Here is a 20,691-nt window from a genome sequence, read left to right on the forward strand (position 1 = left end):
CGAGGGCGTGCGTCGGATGCCGGTTGAGATTTCAGAGTGCGGAGTCGGGGATCCAGGAGCCGTGGATCATCGCGGGCACGCGACGGGGAAGGTGGATCGTGGCGACTGGAGGCACGGTGAGGTCGGAGGCGTCCAGGACCAATATCTTCGAGGCGTTGGCGTTCAGGTCACTGACGACGGTGAGGAGGTAGCCGGCGTCCTCACCGGTGGCGCCGTCCGCCTGGACGAACACGGCTTCGCTGGGCAACTGTCCGTTGCCGAAGGGCAGGAGCTGGCGACCGCCGGTGGTGCGGTCGTACTTCACCAGGGTGTGGTTGCCGATGCCGAGGTCGTCGGGGAAGGACAGGGCGTACTGGTAGCGGTGCTCGCGGCCGGTGAAGTTGTCGTTGATGGTCGGGAACTCCACCGTCAGGTCGTCGGTCTGCTCCTCCTTGACGACCCCTGCCGCCAGGTCGAGCGTCCAGCGGCGGCCGCGCGAGCCGGAGTTCGGCTCGGCGCCGCGGTCCGGGGCTCCGACCCACCAGTTCCAGGAGCGCTGCCACCCCTCACGGCCCACGGTGGGGCCCTCCACAACGATCCGCCCGTTGGCGTCCTCGTAGGCGTTGGCGAAGTGCATGCCGTACCCCTGGCCGATCCCGAACCAGCGGATCTCCCGCGCGCCGCCCGTCCCGCGTGGCATGACCCCGATCCGTGAGGCCTGCGCGTCGCTCCAGGTGTAGGGAATGCCCGAGTGCTCGGCGGGGTCGAAGGTGACCGAGCCCTCCAGGAAGATCACGTAGTGCTCGGTGATCGCGAAATCGTGCTTCAGCGCGGCGCTCGCACCGGGCACCTCTTGGCTGTCGAACACCTGGCCGTCGGCGGAGGCGACATGATGGATCAGGAACGGCGGGAAGGGCGAGGAGGCGAAGAAGTGCAGCTCGCCGGTGGCCGGGTCCTCTTTGGGGTGCGCGGTCATGGCGGAGGTCAGCCTGCCGCCGAAGTCGTAGGCACCCACCGTCTCCAGCTCGGCTGTCAGCTCGAAGGGCAGCGCCGCCTCGGACAGCGCCAGGAGCCGCCCGCCGTGCTCGATGACATGCGTGCCGGCGGTGCTCACGCTCAGGTCCGGCCCGTGTTCGGTCATATAGGGGGCGCCGTCCAGAGCGGGAGTGTGGACCCACCGGTTGCGGTACCACTCGGCGCGGCCCTCGTTCAGCCGGATGCCGTGGACCATGCCGCTGCCCTTGAACCAGTGGCTCGGAGTGATACCGGGCTTGGGGTTGTGGCTGTTGCGGATCAGTCGGCCGGTCAGCTCGGGCGGCAGAGCACCCTCCACCGTCAGTTCGGTGGCGGTGATCTCGTCGGCGACGGGCGTGTAGTGACCGGTCAGATAGGGCTTGCTGGCCATGATGAACCTCGGTCTCGGGAGGAATTCGACGAAGGAGAAAGATGTGCGTGGTTGACCACTCACTAAATGGCGCAAAAGATGGGCCGCCGCCAAGTCCGCGGACTGACGGCCGCCCATCCGGGCGTCGCGTCAGTAGTGCGTGATCCCGGCCGTCAGGGTGCGGGTCCAGGGCGCGGACACCGACTCGGCGTCGATGGAGACCAGCAGGTGGCAGAGCATGCCGGTGGCGAAGAACTGCTGCACCTGCTGGTCGTCGCCGCCCGAGGCGCTGCGGACGTACTCGACCGTGCGGGCGTACCCCGCCCGTACCGCTTCCCTGATCGCCGGCTCGGAGACCGCGGCCGCCTGGGCGTGCAACTGGACCAGCATGAGGTCGTTGTCGCTGATCAGGTGGGCGTACGCGTCACCCATCGAAGCGAGCACCGCCTCGGGAGTGCCGCTCTCGGCCTTGGCCGCTCCGACTTCGAGGGCCGCGCGGACCCGCACGAAGCAGTGCTCGACAACCGCGGTGAACAGGACTTCCTTGTTCGGGAAGAGGCGGTAGACGTAAGCCTGAGAGATACCGGCGGCCTTGCCCACCTCCGTGGTGGTGGTCCCGAAGTATCCTCGGGCGGCGAAGGCCCCGATGGCGGTGCGCAGCACCGTTTCCCGGCGTTCCTCGGCTGTGGACAGTTGGCGTCGCTCGGTCTTCATGTGAGTACTCAACCACTCACTCTTTTCTGTGTCAAGCGTGGAGCCCGGCGATGACGCCTGCTTCTGTGCGGGCGCGGTGCGGCAGTGGTGTGGAGCCGGTGTCGAGGTTTGCTGTTCATTCGGGAGAGTGGCCGTTGCCGTGCAAGTCGCTGGTGATGCCCGTGTAGGCGAGGTGCATCACCATGCCGGCGGCGGCGTGTTCCTGGTTGTGGCAGTGGTCCATCCAGATGCCCGGGTTGTCGGCGCTGAAGACGATCTCGAAGACCTCGCCGGGCGCGACGTTGAGCGTGTCGGTGTACCAGGGACTGCCGGTGACCGCGTCACCGTTACGGCTCAGGACACGTACCCGGTGGCCATGGAGGTGGACCGGGTGGTCCATGATGCTGCGGTTGGTGATCCGCATCCGTACGGTGTCGCCTTCGGTGACCATCAGGGTCGGCACATTCGGATAGAGCCGCCCGTTGATGGTGTTGGCGAAGGTGAAGCCGCCGTCGAAGAACCCGAATCCGTTGTCGAAGACCATCTCGAAACGGCGGTCCGCCCTGTCTGTCCCGGCCGGCTGACCGGAGGTGGGCTCGCCGTAGGCAAGGGGATCGAAAAGGGTGCCGCGGCTCAGTTCGGCCGGGGCCTTCGAGGGACCGGGATTGAGGGCCAGCCCGGCCCGGTTGGGTGTCTCGGCTCCGTCGAGGCGCAGGCTGAAGTCTTCACGCCCCATGGTGAAGGCGACATCGAGACGGCCGCCCGCGGGCAGCAGGAGGTCGGTCCGGGCCTTGAGCGCGGCGGGGCGGTTGAGGGCGTTGCCGTCAATGGCCACGACGGTGAAGGGAGCGCCGCCCAGCAGGATGCGCTGCGGTTCGTCGGAGCTGTTGATCAGCCGCAGACGTACGGGACGGCCCGGCGCGACGGACGTGCTGCGGACGGTGTCGGCGGCGTCGAAGGCGGGCACCAGATCCTGCGTGCCCTTGCCGGGCCACAGGTGCGTGAACACGACACGCTCGTACGGCTGCTGCCCGGAGGACGCGGATCCGGCGGGCGTGGCATCGGCGGGCGGTTCGACGACAAGTGCTCCGAACAGTCCCCGCTTCACGGTCTGGGCCGCGTCGCGGTGGGTGTGGTACCAGAAGGTGCCGGCACGGTCGGGTACGAAGCGGTACACGTGGCGGCCGCCGGGCACAACAGCGTCCTGAGTCACGCCGGGCACGCCGTCTTCTGCGTTGGGCACGTCGACGCCGTGCCAGTGCACGGTGACACCCTCCTTCACGTCCTTGTTGACGAGCGTCACCTCCAACAGCTCGCCCTGCCGCACCCGCAGTTCGGGCCCTGGTGAGGTGCCGTTGAAAGTGAGGGCATCCACGGTCGTGCCGGAGGCGAGCTTCACGGTCCGGTGCGCGGCGGTCAGGGTGTAACGGACGTCAGGAGTGCGGGCACGGGGGCCGGTGAGATCCTCGACATCGCGCGTACCCGCGCTTCCGCCGCTGCTGTCGTGGCCGGTGTGCTGCGCACCATGGCCCTGGTGCGCGTCCGCCGCGCTGTTCTGCGCGGGTACGGCGCCGCCGCCCCAGTCCATGGGCCCCGCCTGGTGACCGGCCGGCCGCGACAGACTGCCCTGGTATCCGAGGAAGGAGACACTGCCCAGGGCGAGCACCAGGCCCAGTGCGAGCCAGGGCGCGTGGACCGCTCCGTACCCGGTGCGCGCGGCGCGGAGGCGGGCCAGGACTGTCGATCCAGCCGCGACCGCCGCGAGCACCGCGACGGATATCAGGACCGACGCCGGTGTGTCGCCGGGGCCCGACGGCACCAGCAGCCAGTAGGCGGAGAGCAGCACACCGGCCACCCCGGTGTGTACGGCGGGCGCGAGGCCCACCGTGCCGTGGCGGGCGTTACGGCGTTCGGCAGTCACCGCCCAGGCCAGGCCCAGCACCGCCGGAGGCAGGACCACCACAAGGCGGTTCGAGGCGAGATTCCAGCCGCCGGTCAGGAGCAGGCCCGCGACCACCAGACGAAGCGCTGTCAGCGCCACGGTGCCGTACAGCGCGCGCCGCAGGCGACGCGTCGCCTGCGCCGCTCCGTCGTCGGTGGCGCGGGCGAGCCGGCCGGCCCTGCGACCGGCCATGAGCGCGGTGACCAGAGTGAGGAGAGTGATGGTCAGGTCGATGATGAAAAGTGGTTCGAACACGGAAACGGCCTCTCTGATCAAGGAAGTGGGAACGGGGACAGGGAGTGGTGGGGTGGGGCCGGTGGTCGCGACGGAGCGCGGTTCGGAACACGCCTCAGCGCTGTTCGGCTTCCGACTTCAGGTGACCGAGCCAGCTCTCCAGGGACTGGCGGAGTGCCTGCTCCATGGCCGCGGGCTGGGCCTCGATGGGTGCGCCGCTCCAGGACTCCTCGGTGCGGACGGTCACCACGCCGTCCTTCTCGTCGAACATCCATACGTGGACGCCGTCGATGCCGTGTGCGGGGCCGCCCCAGACGATGCGCTCGGCGGGCACGACCTCACGGACGGTGGAGGTGATGTCGAGGCCGTGGGTGAGCCAGTGGAAGGTCTCGCCGGGGACGAGCGGGCCGGCGAACTCGGCCTGCGAGATGTCGGGGTTCCAGGTGGCCCACGCACCGATGTCGGTGTGGATGTCCCACACCTTCGCCAGCGCGGCGTTGATCGTCGTCGACACGCGGACGATGACAGGGGCCGTCTCGTCGACGAAGTGGGTGAGGTGTGTCGTCATGGTGGTTGCTCCTTCGGGAGTGCGGATGGCGCTCAGATCGGTGGGAGTGGTGCTGTGGTGGCCAGGGATGTCGTCGCGGCTCCGCGCGGAGCGCCGGTTCACCGGCGGGCGCGGAAAGGGCGCGGAGCGGCAGCACGAAGGGCCCGTGTCGCGTCCGTTTCGTTGTGCCGGGCCGTTCGGCGGGCGAGGAGCGGGGTGAGTGCGGCCGCGGCGACGATGAGGGCGGCCGAGAGGAGGAACGCGGTCCGGTAGCCCTCGGTGAGTGCTTCGGCGTGACCGATGTGGTGGGTTTCGGCCGCCGCGGTGGTCGAAGCGGCCAGGGTGCTCAAGACCGCCAGGCCTATCGAGCCGCCGATCTGACGGCTGGTGTTGACCAGGCCGCCCGCCAGACCGGAGTCCGCGGGCCGGACGCCGGTGACGGCCGCGGCGGTGAGTTGTACGAAGGCGATTCCCAGGCCGAGGCCGATGACGACGACGGGCCCGAGCAGGTCAGCGGCGAAGCTGCCCTGTGCGGAGACGCGGGTCAGCCACAGGAGTCCGACGGCCTGACTCAGCAACCCGGCGGCGAGCGTCACATGCGGCCCGAGGCGGCGGGCGAGCCGAGGCGCGAGGAAGGAACCGGCTATGTTCGCCGCGCCGAGGGGCAGTTGGGACACGCCGGTCTCCAGTGGGCCTGCGCCGAGGACCTGCTGGTGGTAGAGGGGCAGGAAGAAGAACAGGCCGATCCACACCGCACCGAGCAGGGCCATCGCTCCGTTGGCGGGCACGACCAGCCCCTGGGAGAACAGGCGCCGGGGCAGCAGAGGGGTGCTGTGGCGGCGCTCCACGAAGGAGAACAGCACCAGCAGGACCGCTCCGCCTCCCAGCGTGCCGAGCACAAGCGGAGAGGTCCAGCCGGACTGGCGGGCGGTGGTGAGTCCGTAGACCAGCGCGACGAGCCCCAGCGTCACGGTGAACGTACCCGCGAGGTCCAGCCGGTTGCCGGGCCCGCCGGACGCCGCAGTGGCGGGCACCAGCACGGCGACCGCGGCGGCCACGAGGACGGCGCCGATGCTCGACACGTAGAAGATCGACGGCCAGCCCAGCCCTTGCGTGAGCAGCCCGCCGGCCAGGACCCCGGCCGCGCCGCCCGCACCGGAAACCGCTCCCCACACCCCGAGCGCTCTGCCCCGCCCCGGCCCCGGCGGGAAGAGGCCCATGACCAGGGCGAGCGCGGCCGGTGCCACGGCAGCGGCGCCGAGCCCCTGAAGCGTGCGGGATGTGATCAACAGACCCGGTGTCGTGGACAGCCCGGCGGTGAGAGAGGCCGCGGCGAACACGGCGAGCCCCGCGAGAAGGACCCGGCGCCGGCCGAAGAGGTCGGCGGCCCTTCCGCCGAGCAGGAGCAGTGCTCCGAAGGCCAGGCCGTACGCGTTGACGACCCACGACATGCCGGCGTCCGACAAGCCGACACCGTCCCGGACGGACGGCAGGGCCACATTGACGATGGAAGTGCTCATCGTCACGACGAACTGGGCCCCGGCCAGGACGGCGAGCGCTGGTCCGCCCGCTACGGTCGGCTTCATTCAACTTCTCCTTGCGTGGTTGACCACTCACTAAAGCGACCAAGGTGAGGCAGCCTTATGCCGTCAGGGACGAAGGGGCCGTCGACCCCGAGGTGCTTTTCAATGCGGCGCTTCACGGACCGTTCGACTATGGCTGCGAGGGGCCGCGACCAGGTGGCCGCAGCCCGACGGGCGGGCAGCCTCTCTCGATCCGTTGGACTTGCTCGTCTGTGAGTACTTAACCACTCACTCATTCTGAGTGTCAACCGCATGGTGGTCTTGATCAAGAATGCGTCGATGACCGACGAAGGCGACCGGGCCCATGTATTTCGTCCAAGGGCTGTCCCGTAATCCCTGGTGGATCAGCGCGCGGCGTCAGACGCGGTGGATCGCAAGACGGAGGGGCGCTCACATACTGGACGTATTCGGGCGTTCCGACAACGCGGCGAGGCGCCGTGGGGGTCGTCGCGCGCCCGCCGGGGATTACGGGACAGCCCTCCGCCGGGCGAGATGTCTTCGGCATACAAGAAGGACACCGGTGCGTCACGGCGTTCGGCGTCCGGTCCAACGCCATGAGTGCCGAGGTACAGATATGCAACCATGTATCGAGGCACGTACAGCGAACATACCGTGTGAAGCAACACCTTGTTACAGGGAGTCATGGCCGGGTCGGCGCCAGACCGGCGCTTCCGGCGGAATGACCCCAGGTGGCTCCTGCCATGCTCTGTCCGTCCATGGCGGAGCACCGTTTCGCAGCCGTCTGAGGCAGCCGGTGCCGTCAGGAAGATCCTCTTTGAACGAACAGGACAAGCAACAGTGGACAGAGCCGAATTGGCGGCCTTTCTCAGAGCACGGCGAGCGGCGCTCCAGCCGGAGGACGTCGGACTGCCACGCGGGCGACGTCGGCGTACCGGCGGTCTGCGTCGAGAGGAAGTCGCCGCGCTGTGCGACATGTCGGCCGACTACTACAGCAGGATCGAACAGCCGCGGGGACCTCATCCCTCGGAACAGATGCTTGCCGCGATCGCCCGCGGTCTCCATCTGTCTCTTGAGGAACGTGATCATCTGTTTCAGCTCGCCGGCCACGCCGTTCCTCAAAGGGTGCGGCGCGGCGATCACCTCAACCCGGGGATGATGCGCATCCTCGACCGGCTTGAGGACACTCCCGCGCAGGTGGTCAACCACCTGGGCCAGACGCTGAAGCAGACGCGCATGGCGGTCGCGCTGTTGGGTGACGCGACCGCCTTCACCGGACGGGCCCGGAGTCTGCACTATCGGTGGTTCACCGATCCAGCCTCCCGGCTGATCCATCCCGAGAGCGACCGCGCCGCACAGAGCCGTCTGCTGGTGGCGGATCTCCATGGCGCGTATGCGCGGGACGGCGGTGACTCGCGCACCGCCGACCTCGTCGACGCACTGCGGGCAGCCAGCCCTGAATTCGCCGCGCTCTGGCGTGAGCACCCGGTACTCGGACCGTACTGCGCGCCCAAACGCTTCCAGCACCCGAAGCTGGGAGCGCTGGAGCTGCACTGCCAGACGCTCGTCGACCCCGACCAGTCGCAGCGACTTCTGGTGTTCACCGCGGTACCGGGCACGCAGAGCCATACAAGCCTTCAGCTCCTCTCCGTCCTCGATGGCTGAGGGCCGTCCCGTAATCCCTGGCGGATCAGCGCGCGGCGTCAGATGCGGGGCGCAGGAAGGCGGACGGGCGTTCCCATGCTGGGCGTATGGAGGTGTGCCGACAACGCGGCGAGGTGCCATAGCCGTCGTCGCGCGCCCGCCGGGGATTACCGGACAGCCCTGCGGTCCAGCGACGGCGGAAGCCGGCCTCGGCCGTCCCTTCCTACGCGTTTCCGATCCGTGCGGTCACGCGCATGAGCCACATGGTCAGGTGGCGGGCCGGGGGAAGGCCGCGCTCGCAGACCACAAGGCCGAGCACCTCCCGGGTCATGGGCCGGCCATGGGCGCGGCAGGAGAGCGTCCCGCGCGGCCCGCGACGGCCAGACCGTCGGCGAACAGCTGAAGCAGACGCGGTCCCATCTCGTCGGCGGCCTGCCAGCTGACGCCTGGCAGCGGCCGGCCGAGCTGTGCCACAACTGCCAGCACTTCTCCGGCGGTCACGTCGTCGCGCACTCGCCCTGCCCGCTGAACCCGTCCGAGCTGTCGCCGCGTCGCAGCCACCACGCGAGCCCGTGCGCTGTCCGCGATCTGATCCGGCAGGCAGAACAGGGCAGCCGGCCGCTCACGCGCCAACACCCCCAGGAAGCCCCGGAACACCACGAAGGGATCGCTCCCGGGCACCTGTGACTCCGCGGCCAACACCGCGTCAGCGATACTGTTCGCGACGTCAGCCAACAACTCCTGACGGCCGTCGTAGTGTCGGTACAGCGTCGCGTTGCTGACGCCCGCCAGACGAGCAATGCGGTCCAGCGACACATGGGACCCCTCTTGAGCGAACAAGTCCCGGGCGGCCGCAAGGATCCGGCCGTGGTTGCGCACCGCGTCCGCCCGAGACCCACGACAGCGCGTCCCGCACGCCGGCCGCACCCTGTCCCCCGCCATGACCAACCTCCACCCGCTCGCCGGCGTACTGAGGTCAGTGCCGGCCCGAAGTGGCATACCGGCGTTGTCGTCTGAACCTCAGCGGGCCGGAGTCCGGCCCGCCCAACGTATGACCGTGTGACCGCGAAAGCCGTGACACCGCCGTCGGCGGCAGGCACCGAACGGCAGCGGCATACGCCAGATCGTACGGGCGAAAGGCGGCTCCTCGGCACCGTGTCAAGCAAGTTGCAACCTTACATAACGTGTGACACGGTGCTGTTCGGCGTTCCGTTGACCGCGCAACGTTGTGACGCAGCTCTCAAAGACAGCCCGCGCGAGCACAGGAACAGGTGCCGGCCCATCCTGTCCACATGTCCTGTGCCGCGAGGACGGTCATCGCACAGAGAAGCTTCCGCTACGTGGACGGCACGCCGGTTGTCACCCGAGCAGCACGACAAGACCCGGAAGAAGCTGATGCACGATGAAAGACGGCATGACCGCGTGGCTTCCTTATCCTCCAGGGGAGATTCCCGGCCTGCCGGAGGGACTCTCCTATCAGTACTGGGACGGTTCCGACTCGCTGCCTGGTGACCCGAACGACGTCCGGTTCCTCGTCGGGCCTCCGGCGCCCGGTGTGAAGTACGCGTTGAGCCATGTGCTGCCGCGGACGGCCAATCTGGAGGTCCTCCAGCTCCTCAGCTCGGGATACGACAACATGGCGCCGCTGCTGGACGCGATGCCGCCCGGCGCGCGGCTGGCCACCGCGCGAGGAGTCCACCGTGAAGCCACCGCCGAGCTGGCTGTCACACTTCTGCTGGCCCTCCTGCGCGGTCTTGACCACTTCATCGGCCAACAGGCAGACCATGAATGGAAGCTGAAGATCTTTCCCACGCTGGTCGGCAAGCGCGTCCTGGTCGTCGGCTACGGGGCCGTGGGCACGGCCGTCGCGGCCCGGCTCAACGCGTTCGGATGCGAGGTCGTGCCAGTGGCCCGGGCCGGGCGCACCACTCCGGCGGACCACGTGCACGGCGTGGCAGCGCTGCCCGAACTGCTGCCCACGGCGGACGCGGTGGTGCTGTGCGCACCGCTGACAGAAGCGACGCGCGGCATGTTCGGAGCGGACTCCCTGGCGCTGTTGAAGGACGGGGCGGTGCTGGTGAACACCGCCCGCGGTGAACTCGTGGACACCAGTGCCGTAACCCGAGAGGTGCGCGCCGGCCGGCTGCGGGTTGCGCTCGACGTGACCGATCCAGAGCCCCTGCCCGCCGATCACCCTCTCTGGAACCTCCCTGGTGCGCTGATCACGCCTCACGTGGCGGCGTTCACCGACGCGTTCCGGCCGATGACCATGGACTTCCTGCGGCGGCAGCTCCACCGCTACGCGCACGGAGAGGAATTGGAGAGCGTCATCCCCATCACGCGGAAGCACTGGGCCGGTGATCAAGCTGCCTAGGCATATGGCCACAGCCTCGCGAGGCACTCACGCCGAGGCCGTCGGGCCGGGCACTGACCTGGCACAGGTGCTGCACGCCTACGAGCGTGAGGGACACCAGGACCCTGCTGCGGCGTGGGAGTCGTTCACCGCCGCATGGAACTGGGCCGCGCCGCTTCCCGCCGCCCTTCCCGCTGACCACGGTCGCCTCACCACCGCCCGTCCCGTCCCGGGCGGCTTCTCACTGTCGGGGGTGTGGCGCATACCGTCGGATGTGAAGCAGGGACGGTGGCTGGCGCTGCCGCTCACCGACCGCTGCCAGCAGCCCCGGAGCGACACGGTGGAAAGAGGACCGGACGTCTTCGTGGTCTCCTCGAACGTGCTGCCGCACTCGCAGCGCCGTCACCGCGTCACCGGCGGCACGGACACGTACGAGCCGGCGTTCCGGCTGGACAAGGTGTATGTGCCGGGCGGATTCGCCACCAGCTCAGCGGGCACGCCGCTACGGACCGAAGACGCTGCCTTCCTGTGGACGGCGGTCACCGCCATGGCACTCGGCTCCGCCCGCCGTCTGACCGGTGCGCTGGCGGCGCTGGCCCAGGACGAGGCGGCCTTCCCCGTCGCGGCGGCCATGCCGGCCGCTGCCGCGGCCGCTGAACTGGCCGCCGCGCTGCACGACGAACGACTGTGTCTGGCGGTGACACTGCGGTCGTCCGGTGCTTCCAGCGTGGCACCAGGTGCCGCGGTGTCCTTCGGCCACTCGCTGACCGCGCCGGTGCGGCGGACCAGTAACATGGTCCACGAGGTGGTCGCGGCAGCGTACGAATACGCCGCGCCCTTCCACAGAAGCAGCGGTCACCACCCACTGGTGTCCCTGATCGAGAGCAGTACGCCGGTACTGCAGTGCATGCGGTTCGCGGTGGAGCTTCTGCCGCCCGGCGACGCAACCTCCACGGCGGAAGGCCCGACATCGTGATGGTCGTCGCATACCAGGGTGAACCGGGATCCAATTCGGCGACCGCTGCCCATGCCCTGTATCCCGGGAGCAGCGAGCTTGCCTGCAGGAGTTTCGAGCAGGCCCTGGAGGCCGTGACGCTCGGCACCGCCGAGGTGGCGGTCATTCCGGTGGACAACTCCGCGGCCGGGCGTGTCGCGGACGTGCACCATCTTCTGCCGGAGTCAGGCCTCTTCATCGTCGCCGAGTATTTCCTCGCCATCCGTTTCGACCTCATGGCCGTCCCCGGCACGTCGCTCGATCAGGTGGAGTGCGTGCGCAGCCATGTACACGCACTCGGACAGTGCCGGAAGGTGCTGCGCGAAGGCGACTGGCGCACACTCGTCAGCGACGACACGGCGGGCGCGGCCCGTGAAGTCGCGGAGCTGGGCGACCCCCGGCACGCGGCGCTGGCCCCGCCCGCCGCGGCGCGGCTCTACGGTCTGGAAGTGCTCAGGCCGGCGGTCGAAGACGATCCCGACAACACCACGCGCTTCGTCGTGCTGTCCCGGGACGCCGCTCTCTCGCCGAGGACGGACGAACCGACGATGACGAGTCTGTTCTTCTGCGTACGGAACATCCCAAGCGCGCTCTACAAGGCGCTCGGCGGATTCGCGAGCGGCGCCGTGAACCTCACCAAGATCGAGAGCTACCAGATGGGTGCCGGGCTGAATCCCAGCCGCTTCTACGTCGAGATCGAAGGACACCCTGACGAGCCCCGCGTTGCCCTCGCTCTGCAGGAACTGGGCTTCTTCTCGTCCGAAGTACGCATCCTCGGTGTGTATCCGGCGCATCCGCACCGGCTGAGCAGCGGGCACCGCCGAGCGGAGTGAATTGGTGCTGTCGCGTGGAGCGGACCGGTAACGCGACAGTCACTCCTCCTCGTTGCTCTCCGTCACGTGTTCGCCGACGCCGTCGGCGACGGCTGCGGACAGCAGGGCCGGCAACAGTCCGGGGAAGCGCGCCTCAAGGCTGTCTCGGCGCAGGGTCACAAAGCAGCGAGTGCCTTCCTGGCGGGTCCGCGTGACGCCCGCTTCACGCAGCACCTTGAGGTGATGGCTCAGAGTGGACTTGGCCACGGGTGCGCGCAACTGTCCCCACCCGCGTTCGGCGTCGTCGGACAATATCCGGACTATGCCGAGCCGCGTCGGGTCACTGAGTGCGCCAAGCAGACGCGGCAAGGTGATCTCGCTCTGGGAGGGTGGTGACGAGGGAGCCGGCATGGGAAGCAGATTACCGCTCGTTCGGTGTCTTACGAACGTCGGTCCCCTGAAGAGGAACGGCCGTCGTTACCACTGTCCGCGGCACCGGAACATGTTGCACCGCGGATAAGAGTGCGACGCGCATCACACTCGGCTTCCTGTCACACTTCACCTGGGTGTCCCGGTCAGTAGTGGTGTATCCGCGACATGGCTAGGAGATCACTGTGGAATCGCGTCTCAACTACTTCGGCAACCCTCTCGCCGCGAAGGTGCTGAAGCACATCAACTCGGCCGGCAAGGCGGTTTCGGACTCAACGCTGCCGACCGTGGTCCAGGAACTGGTGAAGATCCGCGCAAGCCAGATCAACGGCTGCGGCTTCTGCACTGACATGCACACCAAGGACGCCGCTCTGGCGGGAGAAACCCCGCAGCGCCTCCACCTGGTCGCGGTCTGGCGTGAGGCCACGGTCTTCACGGAAGCCGAGCGCGCCGCACTGGAACTGACCGAGCAGGGCACCCGCCTCGCCGACGCCGCTGGTGGTGTCACGGACACGGTCTGGGCAAACGCCGCCAAGCACTTCGACGAGGACCAGTTGATCGCGCTGATTTCCCTCATCGCCGTCATCAACGCCTACAACCGCATCAACGTCATCAACCAGCAGCCTGCCGGGGACTACCAGCCTGGCCAGTTCGGCTGACCGGCCCCTGTCCCGGCCGGACACGTACGGTCCGGCTCCACGCCGCGCCAACCCGCGGCGGGAGTCGGGCTACCGGCGCCAACCGGTCCCACTGAACCATGACTTCGCCGCCTCGCAGCCCAGGGGTCGGCGCGGGCGGGCCGTACACACACCGTCTCCGAGCGGTCCGCACATGGCGCGGCCCAGTCACCGCGTGCGCTCGGCCGTCGCCGCCCCACCGTCAAGCCGGTCTCGCCGCCGGGCGCTCCTGCCTGACGCCCCGGCTCCGCCTGCCTGTTCAACGAGCCGCACGGCAGTACCGACAGTGCCGACAACGCCTGGCTTCCCAGGCCAGAGGCAGGTATCGCCTCGCGAAACGTCCCGGGGCCGCGACCCGGGCTCCGGCCCGTGACATCACCTTCCCGTATGTTCCACACCTTCTCACACGCTGGCACACACATACGTCTGCTACGTTGTTCTACGTCCTACGAACATCGAACAAAGGGAAGCAATGCCCAGCTCTACACCCCTACACTTCGCGGACCGCGTCGCAATCGTCACAGGGGCAGGATCGGGCATCGGTCGTGCCACTTCGATCGCCTTGGCCGAGTCAGGGGCACGCGTCCTCGGCGTGGGGCGCCGGAAGGAAGCCCTGGAAGAGACGGCTCGCGCCCACTCCAACATCGCGATCCTGCCGCTCAACATCTGCGAGGAGGGCGCTGCAGACACGGTCGTTGCCACGGCCGTGGAGTGGTGGGGCCGGCTCGACGTGCTCGTGAACAACGCCGGCACCACTGCCGTGATGCCTCTGGCGGAGACGGACCGAGCCGTGATCACCAGCCTGTTCGAGCTCAATGTGACGGCGCCGAGCATGCTCGCCCATGCGGCCCTGCCGCACCTCCGCGACTCGTCGGGTTCCATCGTCAACGTCTCAAGCACCTACGGACACCGCCCCATGGCCGGAGGAGCCCACTACGCCGCCACCAAGAGCGCCGTGGAGCAACTGACGCGGAGCTGGGCACTCGAACTCGCGCCGGAAGGCGTGCGGGTCAACGCGATCGCTCCCGGCCCCACCAAGACCGACGTCCTGGCCGCGACGGGCCTGCCCCAGGACACCATCGACGAGATGTTCACCTACGAACGTGACCGCATCCCCACGGGCCGTCTCGGCGACCCGAAGGACGTCGCGAACTGGATCCTGCGCATCGCCGATCCGCTGGGCACGCACGTCACCGGCCAAGTGCTGACGATCGACGGGGGACTTGAACTCGTCTGATCCGCTGTGCGGCAGCGGCGGTCCAGGACCGCCGGCCCCGGATTCGCCGCCGGCAGGCGGTCTGGAAGGTGTCACACACGCCGGGGGTGCTCGGTCTCTCCTGTGGGAGGCGTGGCCGCGGGCAGCCCGCGAGAAGCCGGCGGTTCACGGCCACGAGAATGGTCCGCGCATTCCCTGTCAGCGCGTCGTCGCGCAGCCACCGTAAGAAAGGGATGGTTTTCATGTCGTACCCCCAGCAGGTGTACTCGGGAGATGACGGCGAGATCAATGCGAATTTCCGGCCGGCGAACACTCCGCCGAATGTTGGCAAAGCCGGCGGTGATGCCATTCACTACCTGGCGAGCACTACCTCCACGCGAGGCGAGTTCGGGCTCTACCGAGTCGAGATGAGCGCGAAGGCGGGCGGCCCGAAGACTCATTTCCACAAGACCATCTCGGAGTCTTTCTTCATCCTCAACGGTACCGTTCGTCTTTTCGACGGCGCACAGTGGATCGACGCGCGGCAGGGCGACTTCTTGCATGTACCGCAGGGCGGACTGCATGCCTTCCGCAACGACTCCGACGCGCCGGCTGAAATGCTGCTGCTCTTCACACCAGGAGCACCGCGTGAAGAGTATTTTGAGGGGCTTTCGCAACTAGCACAGGCCACGGATGACGAGCGCGCCAAGTTCTTCGACAAGCACGACTCGTACTTTGTGGAGTAAAGACGTCGCCGGCTGTGGAGAGTCGGACGTGCCGGCCACGGCGTTCGGCTGGTGAGTGATTCAACACGGCTTTCGGTGTGACGAGCACGAGTTCGGCGCAGGACAGGATGGGACAAGGCCGCACGGGCCCGCTTCGTCATCGCTCAAAGGACCCGCGCGGCTGCCTCCCTGTCACGGCCATGGCTCCCTCGGGAAACAACGGCGTGGGCCACGGCTTCTCAGTAGAGTCTGGCCATGGCATACACCTTTCAAGTGACTGTTGACTCGGCCAACCCGCACTCGCTTGCCGACTGGTGGGCTGATGCTCTTGGCTGGGAAGTGGAGCCGGGCGACGAGACGTTCATCCGCCGGATGGTCGCCGAGGGCCATGCGAGTGAGGACGACACCACCACCCACCAGGGCATCCTCGTATGGAAGGCCGGCGCCGCGATCCGTCATCCGGAGGGCCTGGACCGCGCACCGCGTGTCCTCTTTCAGCTCGTGCAGGAGCCCAAAGTGGTCAAGAACCGCGTCCACCTGGACGTGCGCACCGGTTCCGACGATGCCCAAGCCGTGGTCGAGCGGCTGATCGCCAAGGGCGCCACGTTCCTGCACCACGGCAGGCAGGGACCCTCTGTATGGACCACACTCGCAGACCCGGAGAACAACGAACTCTGCGTATCCCAATAACCCAGGGGGCCGGACGAGCGACGCCGTCAGCCAACGGTCAGGCATCACCAAGCGTTCTCCCTTGTCGACCACGTCGTAACCGGCAGACACTCCCCTGTGCGTGGTGACCGCCCACAGTCCGTCTCAGGGCATACCTGAGGCATCTTCTGACGCATCGTCACATCCGCTTGTCCCACCGGGCCGATCCGGTGGGACAGCCGCGCTCGTTGTCCAGCGCGACGGTCAAGCCGCGGCAACGCCGGTCAAGCGGGCGAGCCATCCTGACGTCCGTACGAATCAGGTCAAATCGGCTCGCGGCAAAGGCCGTTGTCACAAGCGGCACGGCCATTCGGTCGTAGTGGTGGGACCGGCCGGCGCACGCCGTACTTCGGCACAGCGGAGGTCAGCCGGCTGCCGCCAGGACGCGCGGTCCATCGAGAAGGGACATCCCCATGTCGGACGAGTCGCTGACGGTCCTGGAGACCGATCCATCCGACGGAGTGGATCCGGACGAGTTCGTCAGAGCGGCTATGAAGTGGCACTTCGGCCCTGCGACAGGCTCCCGGTACTGGCTCTCTCGGGTCGAAGACCTCGCCTTCGACCCGATCCACGACGTCAAGGGCGTCGAGGACCTTGCCTTTTTCCCCGACATGGCCGACGAGCTGCGGGAAGTACCGGTCGCGGACCTGATTCCGAAGGGGTACGGTCCTCGCGCCGGGCTACTGAACGTTTTCGACAGCGGCGGCACCACCGGAGCGCCCAAGCGCGTGATACAGCTCGCCGACTGGATGCGGCGCAGCGCGCGACAGGTGGACAGCCGGCTGAGAGCTCATGATCTTCCGGTCGGCGCCCATTGGCTGACCGTCGCGCCAACGGGTCCACATCTCGTCGGCGACGTCCTGCAGCGCGCGGCGGCGGGACTCGGCGGCACAGGCCTGACCATCGACATGGATCCCCGGTGGGTCAAACGGCTTGTCGCCGCAGGAAGGACCGACGAGGTCAACGCCTACACCGATCACCTGGTGGAGCAGTGCCGTCGTGTACTGCGCAGCCAGAATGTAGAGGTCATTGGTGCCACTCCCCCGCTGCTGGAGCGGTTCGCCCGTGAGGACGAGCTCGTCGAGATCATCAACAGCCGTGTCAAGGCCATCATTTGGGGCGGTACTCACATGGACCCCGACACCCGGGACCTGCTGCGCACCGACGTCTTCCCCGATGTGCGGGTCATTGGCATGTATGGCAACACCATGATGCTCACCGCTCTGGTGGAGCGAGCTGGACTCACCGCATCGGATCCGTGTGTGTTCGACCCTGTATCCCCTTACGTCTTCCTGTCAGTTGTGGATCCGGATACCGGAGAACCGGTGGCTCACGGCGAGCGGGGTCATGTTGTGGTCAGCCATGTCAGCAAGTCCATGCTGATTCCCAACAACGCGGAGCGCGACACGGCGCTGCGTGTCCGCCCCGCCGGACGCCACGCCGGTGACGCCGTCGCGGACGTCGCGCCCTTGCCCTCCGTCAAGGGCGCGAAGGTGATCGAAGGGGTCTACTGATGGCGGTCATGCCCGTCGCCGCGCCTGTCCATCTGGACGCACTGGGGCCCCGAGGGGCCTACCGGACCCGTCACCCGAGTCCCGTGACGGACGTCTCCGGTCGGGAGGTGGCACGGCTGAGCCTGGTGCCGCCGGTGTATGTCACGCGGGCGATGGCCGCTTTGCGGCGGGCCGAGCCGGTACCGGCCGCCGAGCTCGACGGCGTACTGGCGACGGCAGGAGATGCGTTCGTTTCCGACACGATTGACGGCTTGAGCGTGCGGGAGTACGAGTATCTCGTCAGCCGGACGTCAGGTACTCCCATCAGTGTGGTCCGGGCCGCGACCGCGGAAACGGCACATTTCCTGCGGCAGGCACACTCGTCCGCTCAGCAAGGCAGACCGCGGGGCGCGGCGGCCGGTGGCTGGGACGGTCCGGCGGTGCGCAGCGGGCACGCCGTCTGGGTGCGTCAGGGTGAGGTGTTCGCCGTCAACGCGTCCGGCAACCATCCCGGCGTGCATCGTCTGTGGCTGGAGGCACTGACTCTGGGCTACCGGGTTGCGGTCCGTCCTTCCCAGCGGGAGCCGTTCACCCCTTACCGGTTGGTCGGGGCGTTGCGTCAGGCAGGCGTGCGCGACGACCAGCTCGTGCTGCTGCCCACTGATCACCGGACGGCCGACTCCGTCGTGCGGGGCGCCGACCGTGCTGTGGTGTACGGCGGCGACGACGTGATCGCGAAGTACGCGCACGATTCCCGGGTGCTTCCTCAGGGTCCGGGCCGGACGAAGATACTCATCACCGCGGACACCGACTGGCGCGAGCATCTGGACATGATCGTGGGCTCGATCAGTGCCGAAGGTGGCACGGCATGCGTCAACACCACCGCGGTGCTCGTCGAGGGAGATCCCGCACCTCTTGCCGAGGCGATCACTGCCCGCCTGGCCGCGCTGCCCAGCCTGCCTCCGCAGGACGAGCGGGCGGTGCTGCCTGTCTGCCCGTCCGGCCGGGCCGGTGCTGTCAGTTCTCACCTCAGGGAAGTGGCCGCGGGAACACGGGCCTGGCTGGGAGGAAACGGCGTAGCACACGATCTCGGTGACGGCAGTGCTGTTCTGCGACCTGCCGTCCACCAGGTCGACCACGCCGATGCGGGACAGCTACGAACCGAGCTCGCCTTTCCCTGCGTGTGGCTGGCTCCCTGGAGCCGGGAAGACGGCATCGGACCATTGCGGCACACGCTGGTTCTGTCGGCCCTGACCCGCGACAGCGCTCTCCTGGACGCTCTGCTCGCCGAACCGACCATTTCCAACCTGTATATCGGTGGTCATCCCACCTGTCTGATGGCGCCTGGCGTACCGCACGACAGCTACCTGTCGGACTTCCTGATGCGCAGCAAGGCCGTGATCGGGCCAGGACCGTTCTGACACTCGATGAACCAACCCGAGCTTGCCGCTCGGTCATCGAGGTCCGCGGGGCGAGTGGTTTCCGGCGATGCCGTCGGCCATCACCCGCGCCGCGACTGGTGGGGCCCATGCCTCATACGGGTTCACACCGCTTGCCGGTTCAGCGAACACCGCGTTGGGTGGACCGTCACGACCGTTCCCAGGTGCGATGGCCTTGTTCACGCATTCTTTCTCGTGAACAAGGCCATGCGTCGAGCCCTCCCACGGAGCGGGTCTGCTTCGGTCGACCTGCCTGATCAGGAAGCCGCAGGTCAGTTCACGGGGCGCGGAGCACGCAGAGCGGCCCGCTGTGCCAGTTCCTCCTCGTCGACCAGCGTGAGCATCGGCTCACCCGGCTGGCACAGCATGGTCACGACGAACCGGCACCGGGCATCCGTCCGGGCGTTGCCGTCCTGGTAATGGATCACGTCGCCGCCCGGCTCCCAGAACGTCTCACCGGCCTTGACCACGCGTTCCGGCTCTCCCTCCAGCTCGAAGCGCACCTCGCCCTCGATCACGTACCCGAACGCCGGCCCCGAGTGGCGGTGCGGCGGAGTGCCGGGGTCACCGGGCTCCCACTCGACCAGGATGGTCATCGCCGAGGCGCCCTCGGGGATGGACAGCGGCTTGGCGTCCTGCAGCATGGTCGCCGCGGACTGCCACGTCTCGGAGCGCGGCTTCTCGTTGTTCTCGCCCGCTGAGTCCTTACTAGACACGGTGTTGCACCTCCGAAGTTGTTGTCCTGCACGGGCAGCCGACCGTTTGCCGCCAGATGGTGAGGTCGGTGTACCAACATCTCTCGCGGCGGTAACAGCGTCCGTGCGTTCCAGGCGGCTCACACGACCGCCTCGAAGTGAAGACCGAATGCACCCTGCTTCTGTGACAGATGTCGCCGCTCCAGAGAGCTCCGCTCGAAGCGCGCGCCTGGATCCTCCCGGCGCGGGTGGCCGCAGCGTTCAGTGGGCGCATCGTGACAGCCCAACTCAGTGTCACAACAGCGGTGCGCGTTCTGTCGTATGTAGTGCGTGTGGCTGACTTCGCCGTCACCAGGACGCCAACGGGGTCGCTGACCCCTCGATGGGAAGGGATTCAGATGAGAGTCGTTGTCGCAGGGGCCACCGGGCTGATCGGCTCCAAAACGGTGGCCAGGCTCCGTGACCATGGCGTGGAAGTCGTGCCCGTTTCACGCCGAAATGGCGTTGATGTGATCACCGGGACCGGTCTCGACAAGGCCTTGCGTGGCGCTGAGGTGGTGGTGGACGTCACCGATGCGCCCGCGCGCACCGAAGAAGCCGGCCTGCGGTTCTTCCGTACCGCTACGGCCAATCTCCTGGCCTCGGCCGGCTCGGCGGGCGTCGAGCACCACGTGGTCCTGTCGCTGGTGGGAGCCGAGCGGCTGTGGTCGGGCTACTGCCGCGCGAAGCTGACGCAGGAGGACCAAGTACGGCGCTCTCCGATCCCTCACTCGATCGTGCGTGCCGCGCTGTCCTTCGAAACCCTTGAGGCCATGGCGCTCGCGGACACGCACCAGGACGAGGTGCACGTCGCGCCTGCTCTGATCCGTCCTGTAGCGACAGACGATGTCGCTGCCGCGGTCGCGCGTGTCGCGGTGGGACTGCCGCTGTACGGCACGCTTGAGGTGGCAGGACCGGAAGAGTACGGCCTCGACACGCTCACGACGAAGCTCCTGGCGGCCGGGGGCGACACGCGTGGCGTCGTCTCCGATGGGCGCGCCGGGCTCTTCGCCGAGGGATTGCAGGAACGCACGCTTCTCCCAGGCATGGACGCCCAGATCGGTCGCACGTCCTTCGGTGAGTGGCTCGCGCAGCGCTGACGCGCGCGGATGCGCGGCGACTTCTCCCTGCCTACCTCTTCTCGACGGCCGCCGGCAGCATGTTCGTA

At 68.0% G+C, this 20,691-nt stretch carries 19 protein-coding genes; 11 read left to right on the forward strand and 8 right to left on the reverse strand.

Annotation, left to right across the window (positions count from 1 at the left end):
* Window positions 1-31: 31 nt before the first annotated feature.
* The 5 genes from PV679_RS21310 to PV679_RS21330 form a co-directional block, all read right to left on the reverse strand.
* Complete coding sequence (locus PV679_RS21310) at window positions 32-1,384, reverse strand: carotenoid oxygenase family protein (protein ID WP_319681930.1); 1,353 nt, start codon at window positions 1,382-1,384, stop codon at window positions 32-34.
* 129 nt (window positions 1,385-1,513) lie between these two features.
* Window positions 1,514-2,077: a TetR/AcrR family transcriptional regulator gene (locus tag PV679_RS21315; protein WP_319681931.1), complete on the reverse strand. Its 564-nt coding sequence runs from the start codon at window positions 2,075-2,077 to the stop codon at window positions 1,514-1,516.
* Between the two features lie 115 nt (window positions 2,078-2,192).
* Window positions 2,193-4,253, reverse strand: coding sequence for a multicopper oxidase family protein (locus tag PV679_RS21320; protein ID WP_319681932.1), 2,061 nt, complete (start codon window positions 4,251-4,253; stop codon window positions 2,193-2,195).
* A 94-nt stretch (window positions 4,254-4,347) separates the two neighbouring features.
* Complete coding sequence (locus tag PV679_RS21325) at window positions 4,348-4,800, reverse strand: SRPBCC family protein (RefSeq protein ID WP_319681933.1); 453 nt, start codon at window positions 4,798-4,800, stop codon at window positions 4,348-4,350.
* A gap of 98 nt (window positions 4,801-4,898) precedes the next feature.
* Window positions 4,899-6,365 carry an MFS transporter gene (locus PV679_RS21330; protein ID WP_319681934.1) on the reverse strand — a complete coding sequence of 489 codons (1,467 nt, stop codon included), beginning with the start codon at window positions 6,363-6,365 and terminating at the stop codon, window positions 4,899-4,901.
* 795 nt (window positions 6,366-7,160) lie between these two features.
* Here PV679_RS21330 and PV679_RS21335 point away from each other — a divergent pair.
* The gene (locus PV679_RS21335) at window positions 7,161-7,985 is read left to right on the forward strand and encodes a helix-turn-helix transcriptional regulator (protein WP_319681935.1); all 825 of its coding nucleotides are present in this window, start codon (window positions 7,161-7,163) and stop codon (window positions 7,983-7,985) included.
* Between the two features lie 306 nt (window positions 7,986-8,291).
* Here PV679_RS21335 and PV679_RS21340 read toward each other — a convergent pair whose 3' ends face one another.
* On the reverse strand, window positions 8,292-8,963 hold the full coding sequence (locus PV679_RS21340) for a helix-turn-helix domain-containing protein (protein ID WP_319681936.1): 672 nt from the start codon (window positions 8,961-8,963) through the stop codon (window positions 8,292-8,294).
* Window positions 8,964-9,378: 415 nt separating this feature from the next.
* Between PV679_RS21340 and PV679_RS21345 the strand changes: the two genes are divergently transcribed.
* Genes PV679_RS21345 through PV679_RS21355 form a run of 3 tightly spaced genes read left to right on the forward strand, consistent with a single transcriptional unit; the run spans window position 9,379 to window position 12,144 of the window.
* Entirely contained in the window at window positions 9,379-10,338 is a 960-nt protein-coding gene (locus PV679_RS21345) for an NAD(P)-dependent oxidoreductase (protein ID WP_319681937.1), read from the forward strand.
* A 4-nt stretch (window positions 10,339-10,342) separates the two neighbouring features.
* Window positions 10,343-11,293 carry a hypothetical protein gene (locus PV679_RS21350; protein WP_319681938.1) on the forward strand — a complete coding sequence of 317 codons (951 nt, stop codon included), beginning with the start codon at window positions 10,343-10,345 and terminating at the stop codon, window positions 11,291-11,293.
* Window positions 11,290-12,144 carry a prephenate dehydratase gene (locus PV679_RS21355; RefSeq protein ID WP_319681939.1) on the forward strand — a complete coding sequence of 285 codons (855 nt, stop codon included), beginning with the start codon at window positions 11,290-11,292 and terminating at the stop codon, window positions 12,142-12,144. The genes PV679_RS21350 and PV679_RS21355 overlap by 4 nt, the downstream gene beginning before the upstream one ends.
* A gap of 39 nt (window positions 12,145-12,183) precedes the next feature.
* Here the strand turns inward: PV679_RS21355 and PV679_RS21360 are convergent, their stop codons facing one another.
* Window positions 12,184-12,534 (reverse strand): metalloregulator ArsR/SmtB family transcription factor, encoded by a 351-nt coding sequence (locus PV679_RS21360; protein WP_319681940.1) that lies wholly within the window; start codon window positions 12,532-12,534, stop codon window positions 12,184-12,186.
* A 203-nt stretch (window positions 12,535-12,737) separates the two neighbouring features.
* Between PV679_RS21360 and PV679_RS21365 the strand changes: the two genes are divergently transcribed.
* From PV679_RS21365 to PV679_RS21390, 6 genes are all read left to right on the forward strand, one after another.
* Window positions 12,738-13,211, forward strand: coding sequence for a carboxymuconolactone decarboxylase family protein (locus tag PV679_RS21365; protein WP_319681941.1), 474 nt, complete (start codon window positions 12,738-12,740; stop codon window positions 13,209-13,211).
* Window positions 13,212-13,701: 490 nt separating this feature from the next.
* Window positions 13,702-14,466, forward strand: a complete 765-nt coding sequence (locus PV679_RS21370; protein ID WP_319681942.1) for an SDR family oxidoreductase — start codon at window positions 13,702-13,704, stop codon at window positions 14,464-14,466.
* Window positions 14,467-14,687: 221 nt separating this feature from the next.
* Window positions 14,688-15,170, forward strand: coding sequence for a cupin domain-containing protein (locus PV679_RS21375; protein ID WP_319681943.1), 483 nt, complete (start codon window positions 14,688-14,690; stop codon window positions 15,168-15,170).
* 234 nt (window positions 15,171-15,404) lie between these two features.
* Complete coding sequence (locus PV679_RS21380; RefSeq protein WP_319681944.1) at window positions 15,405-15,839, forward strand: VOC family protein; 435 nt, start codon at window positions 15,405-15,407, stop codon at window positions 15,837-15,839.
* Window positions 15,840-16,270: 431 nt separating this feature from the next.
* A complete protein-coding gene (locus tag PV679_RS21385; RefSeq protein ID WP_319681945.1) occupies window positions 16,271-17,371 on the forward strand; it encodes an AMP-binding protein in 1,101 nt (366 codons plus the stop codon).
* Window positions 17,371-18,771 carry an aldehyde dehydrogenase family protein gene (locus PV679_RS21390; RefSeq protein WP_319681946.1) on the forward strand — a complete coding sequence of 467 codons (1,401 nt, stop codon included), beginning with the start codon at window positions 17,371-17,373 and terminating at the stop codon, window positions 18,769-18,771. The genes PV679_RS21385 and PV679_RS21390 overlap by 1 nt, the downstream gene beginning before the upstream one ends.
* A 290-nt stretch (window positions 18,772-19,061) precedes the next feature.
* Here PV679_RS21390 and PV679_RS21395 read toward each other — a convergent pair whose 3' ends face one another.
* Entirely contained in the window at window positions 19,062-19,433 is a 372-nt protein-coding gene (locus tag PV679_RS21395; RefSeq protein ID WP_319681997.1) for a cupin domain-containing protein, read from the reverse strand.
* A 449-nt stretch (window positions 19,434-19,882) separates the two neighbouring features.
* Here PV679_RS21395 and PV679_RS21400 point away from each other — a divergent pair, with 449 nt between their 5' ends.
* Window positions 19,883-20,623 (forward strand): SDR family oxidoreductase, encoded by a 741-nt coding sequence (locus PV679_RS21400; protein WP_319681998.1) that lies wholly within the window; start codon window positions 19,883-19,885, stop codon window positions 20,621-20,623.
* Window positions 20,624-20,691 lie beyond the last annotated feature (68 nt).

Origin of the sequence: Streptomyces sp. AK02-01A (assembly GCF_033795305.1) — a bacterium.
GTDB lineage: Bacteria > Actinomycetota > Actinomycetes > Streptomycetales > Streptomycetaceae > Streptomyces.

Excerpts from the sequence above, each read along its gene's own strand:
- PV679_RS21380 (WP_319681944.1), top strand. The coding sequence starts at position 15,405 with ATGGCATACACCTTTCAAGTGACTGTTGACTCGGCCAACCCGCACTCG.
- PV679_RS21310 (WP_319681930.1), bottom strand. The coding sequence starts at position 1,384 with ATGGCCAGCAAGCCCTATCTGACCGGTCACTACACGCCCGTCGCCGAC.
- PV679_RS21385 (WP_319681945.1), top strand. The coding sequence starts at position 16,271 with ATGTCGGACGAGTCGCTGACGGTCCTGGAGACCGATCCATCCGACGGA.
- PV679_RS21345 (WP_319681937.1), top strand. The coding sequence starts at position 9,379 with ATGACCGCGTGGCTTCCTTATCCTCCAGGGGAGATTCCCGGCCTGCCG.
- PV679_RS21325 (WP_319681933.1), bottom strand. The coding sequence starts at position 4,800 with ATGACGACACACCTCACCCACTTCGTCGACGAGACGGCCCCTGTCATC.
- PV679_RS21360 (WP_319681940.1), bottom strand. The coding sequence starts at position 12,534 with ATGCCGGCTCCCTCGTCACCACCCTCCCAGAGCGAGATCACCTTGCCG.
- PV679_RS21330 (WP_319681934.1), bottom strand. The coding sequence starts at position 6,365 with ATGAAGCCGACCGTAGCGGGCGGACCAGCGCTCGCCGTCCTGGCCGGG.
- PV679_RS21350 (WP_319681938.1), top strand. The coding sequence starts at position 10,343 with ATGGCCACAGCCTCGCGAGGCACTCACGCCGAGGCCGTCGGGCCGGGC.
- PV679_RS21315 (WP_319681931.1), bottom strand. The coding sequence starts at position 2,077 with ATGAAGACCGAGCGACGCCAACTGTCCACAGCCGAGGAACGCCGGGAA.
- PV679_RS21375 (WP_319681943.1), top strand. The coding sequence starts at position 14,688 with ATGTCGTACCCCCAGCAGGTGTACTCGGGAGATGACGGCGAGATCAAT.
- PV679_RS21370 (WP_319681942.1), top strand. The coding sequence starts at position 13,702 with ATGCCCAGCTCTACACCCCTACACTTCGCGGACCGCGTCGCAATCGTC.
- PV679_RS21390 (WP_319681946.1), top strand. The coding sequence starts at position 17,371 with ATGGCGGTCATGCCCGTCGCCGCGCCTGTCCATCTGGACGCACTGGGG.
- PV679_RS21340 (WP_319681936.1), bottom strand. The coding sequence starts at position 8,963 with ATGCCACTTCGGGCCGGCACTGACCTCAGTACGCCGGCGAGCGGGTGG.
- PV679_RS21400 (WP_319681998.1), top strand. The coding sequence starts at position 19,883 with ATGAGAGTCGTTGTCGCAGGGGCCACCGGGCTGATCGGCTCCAAAACG.
- PV679_RS21395 (WP_319681997.1), bottom strand. The coding sequence starts at position 19,433 with ATGCTGCAGGACGCCAAGCCGCTGTCCATCCCCGAGGGCGCCTCGGCG.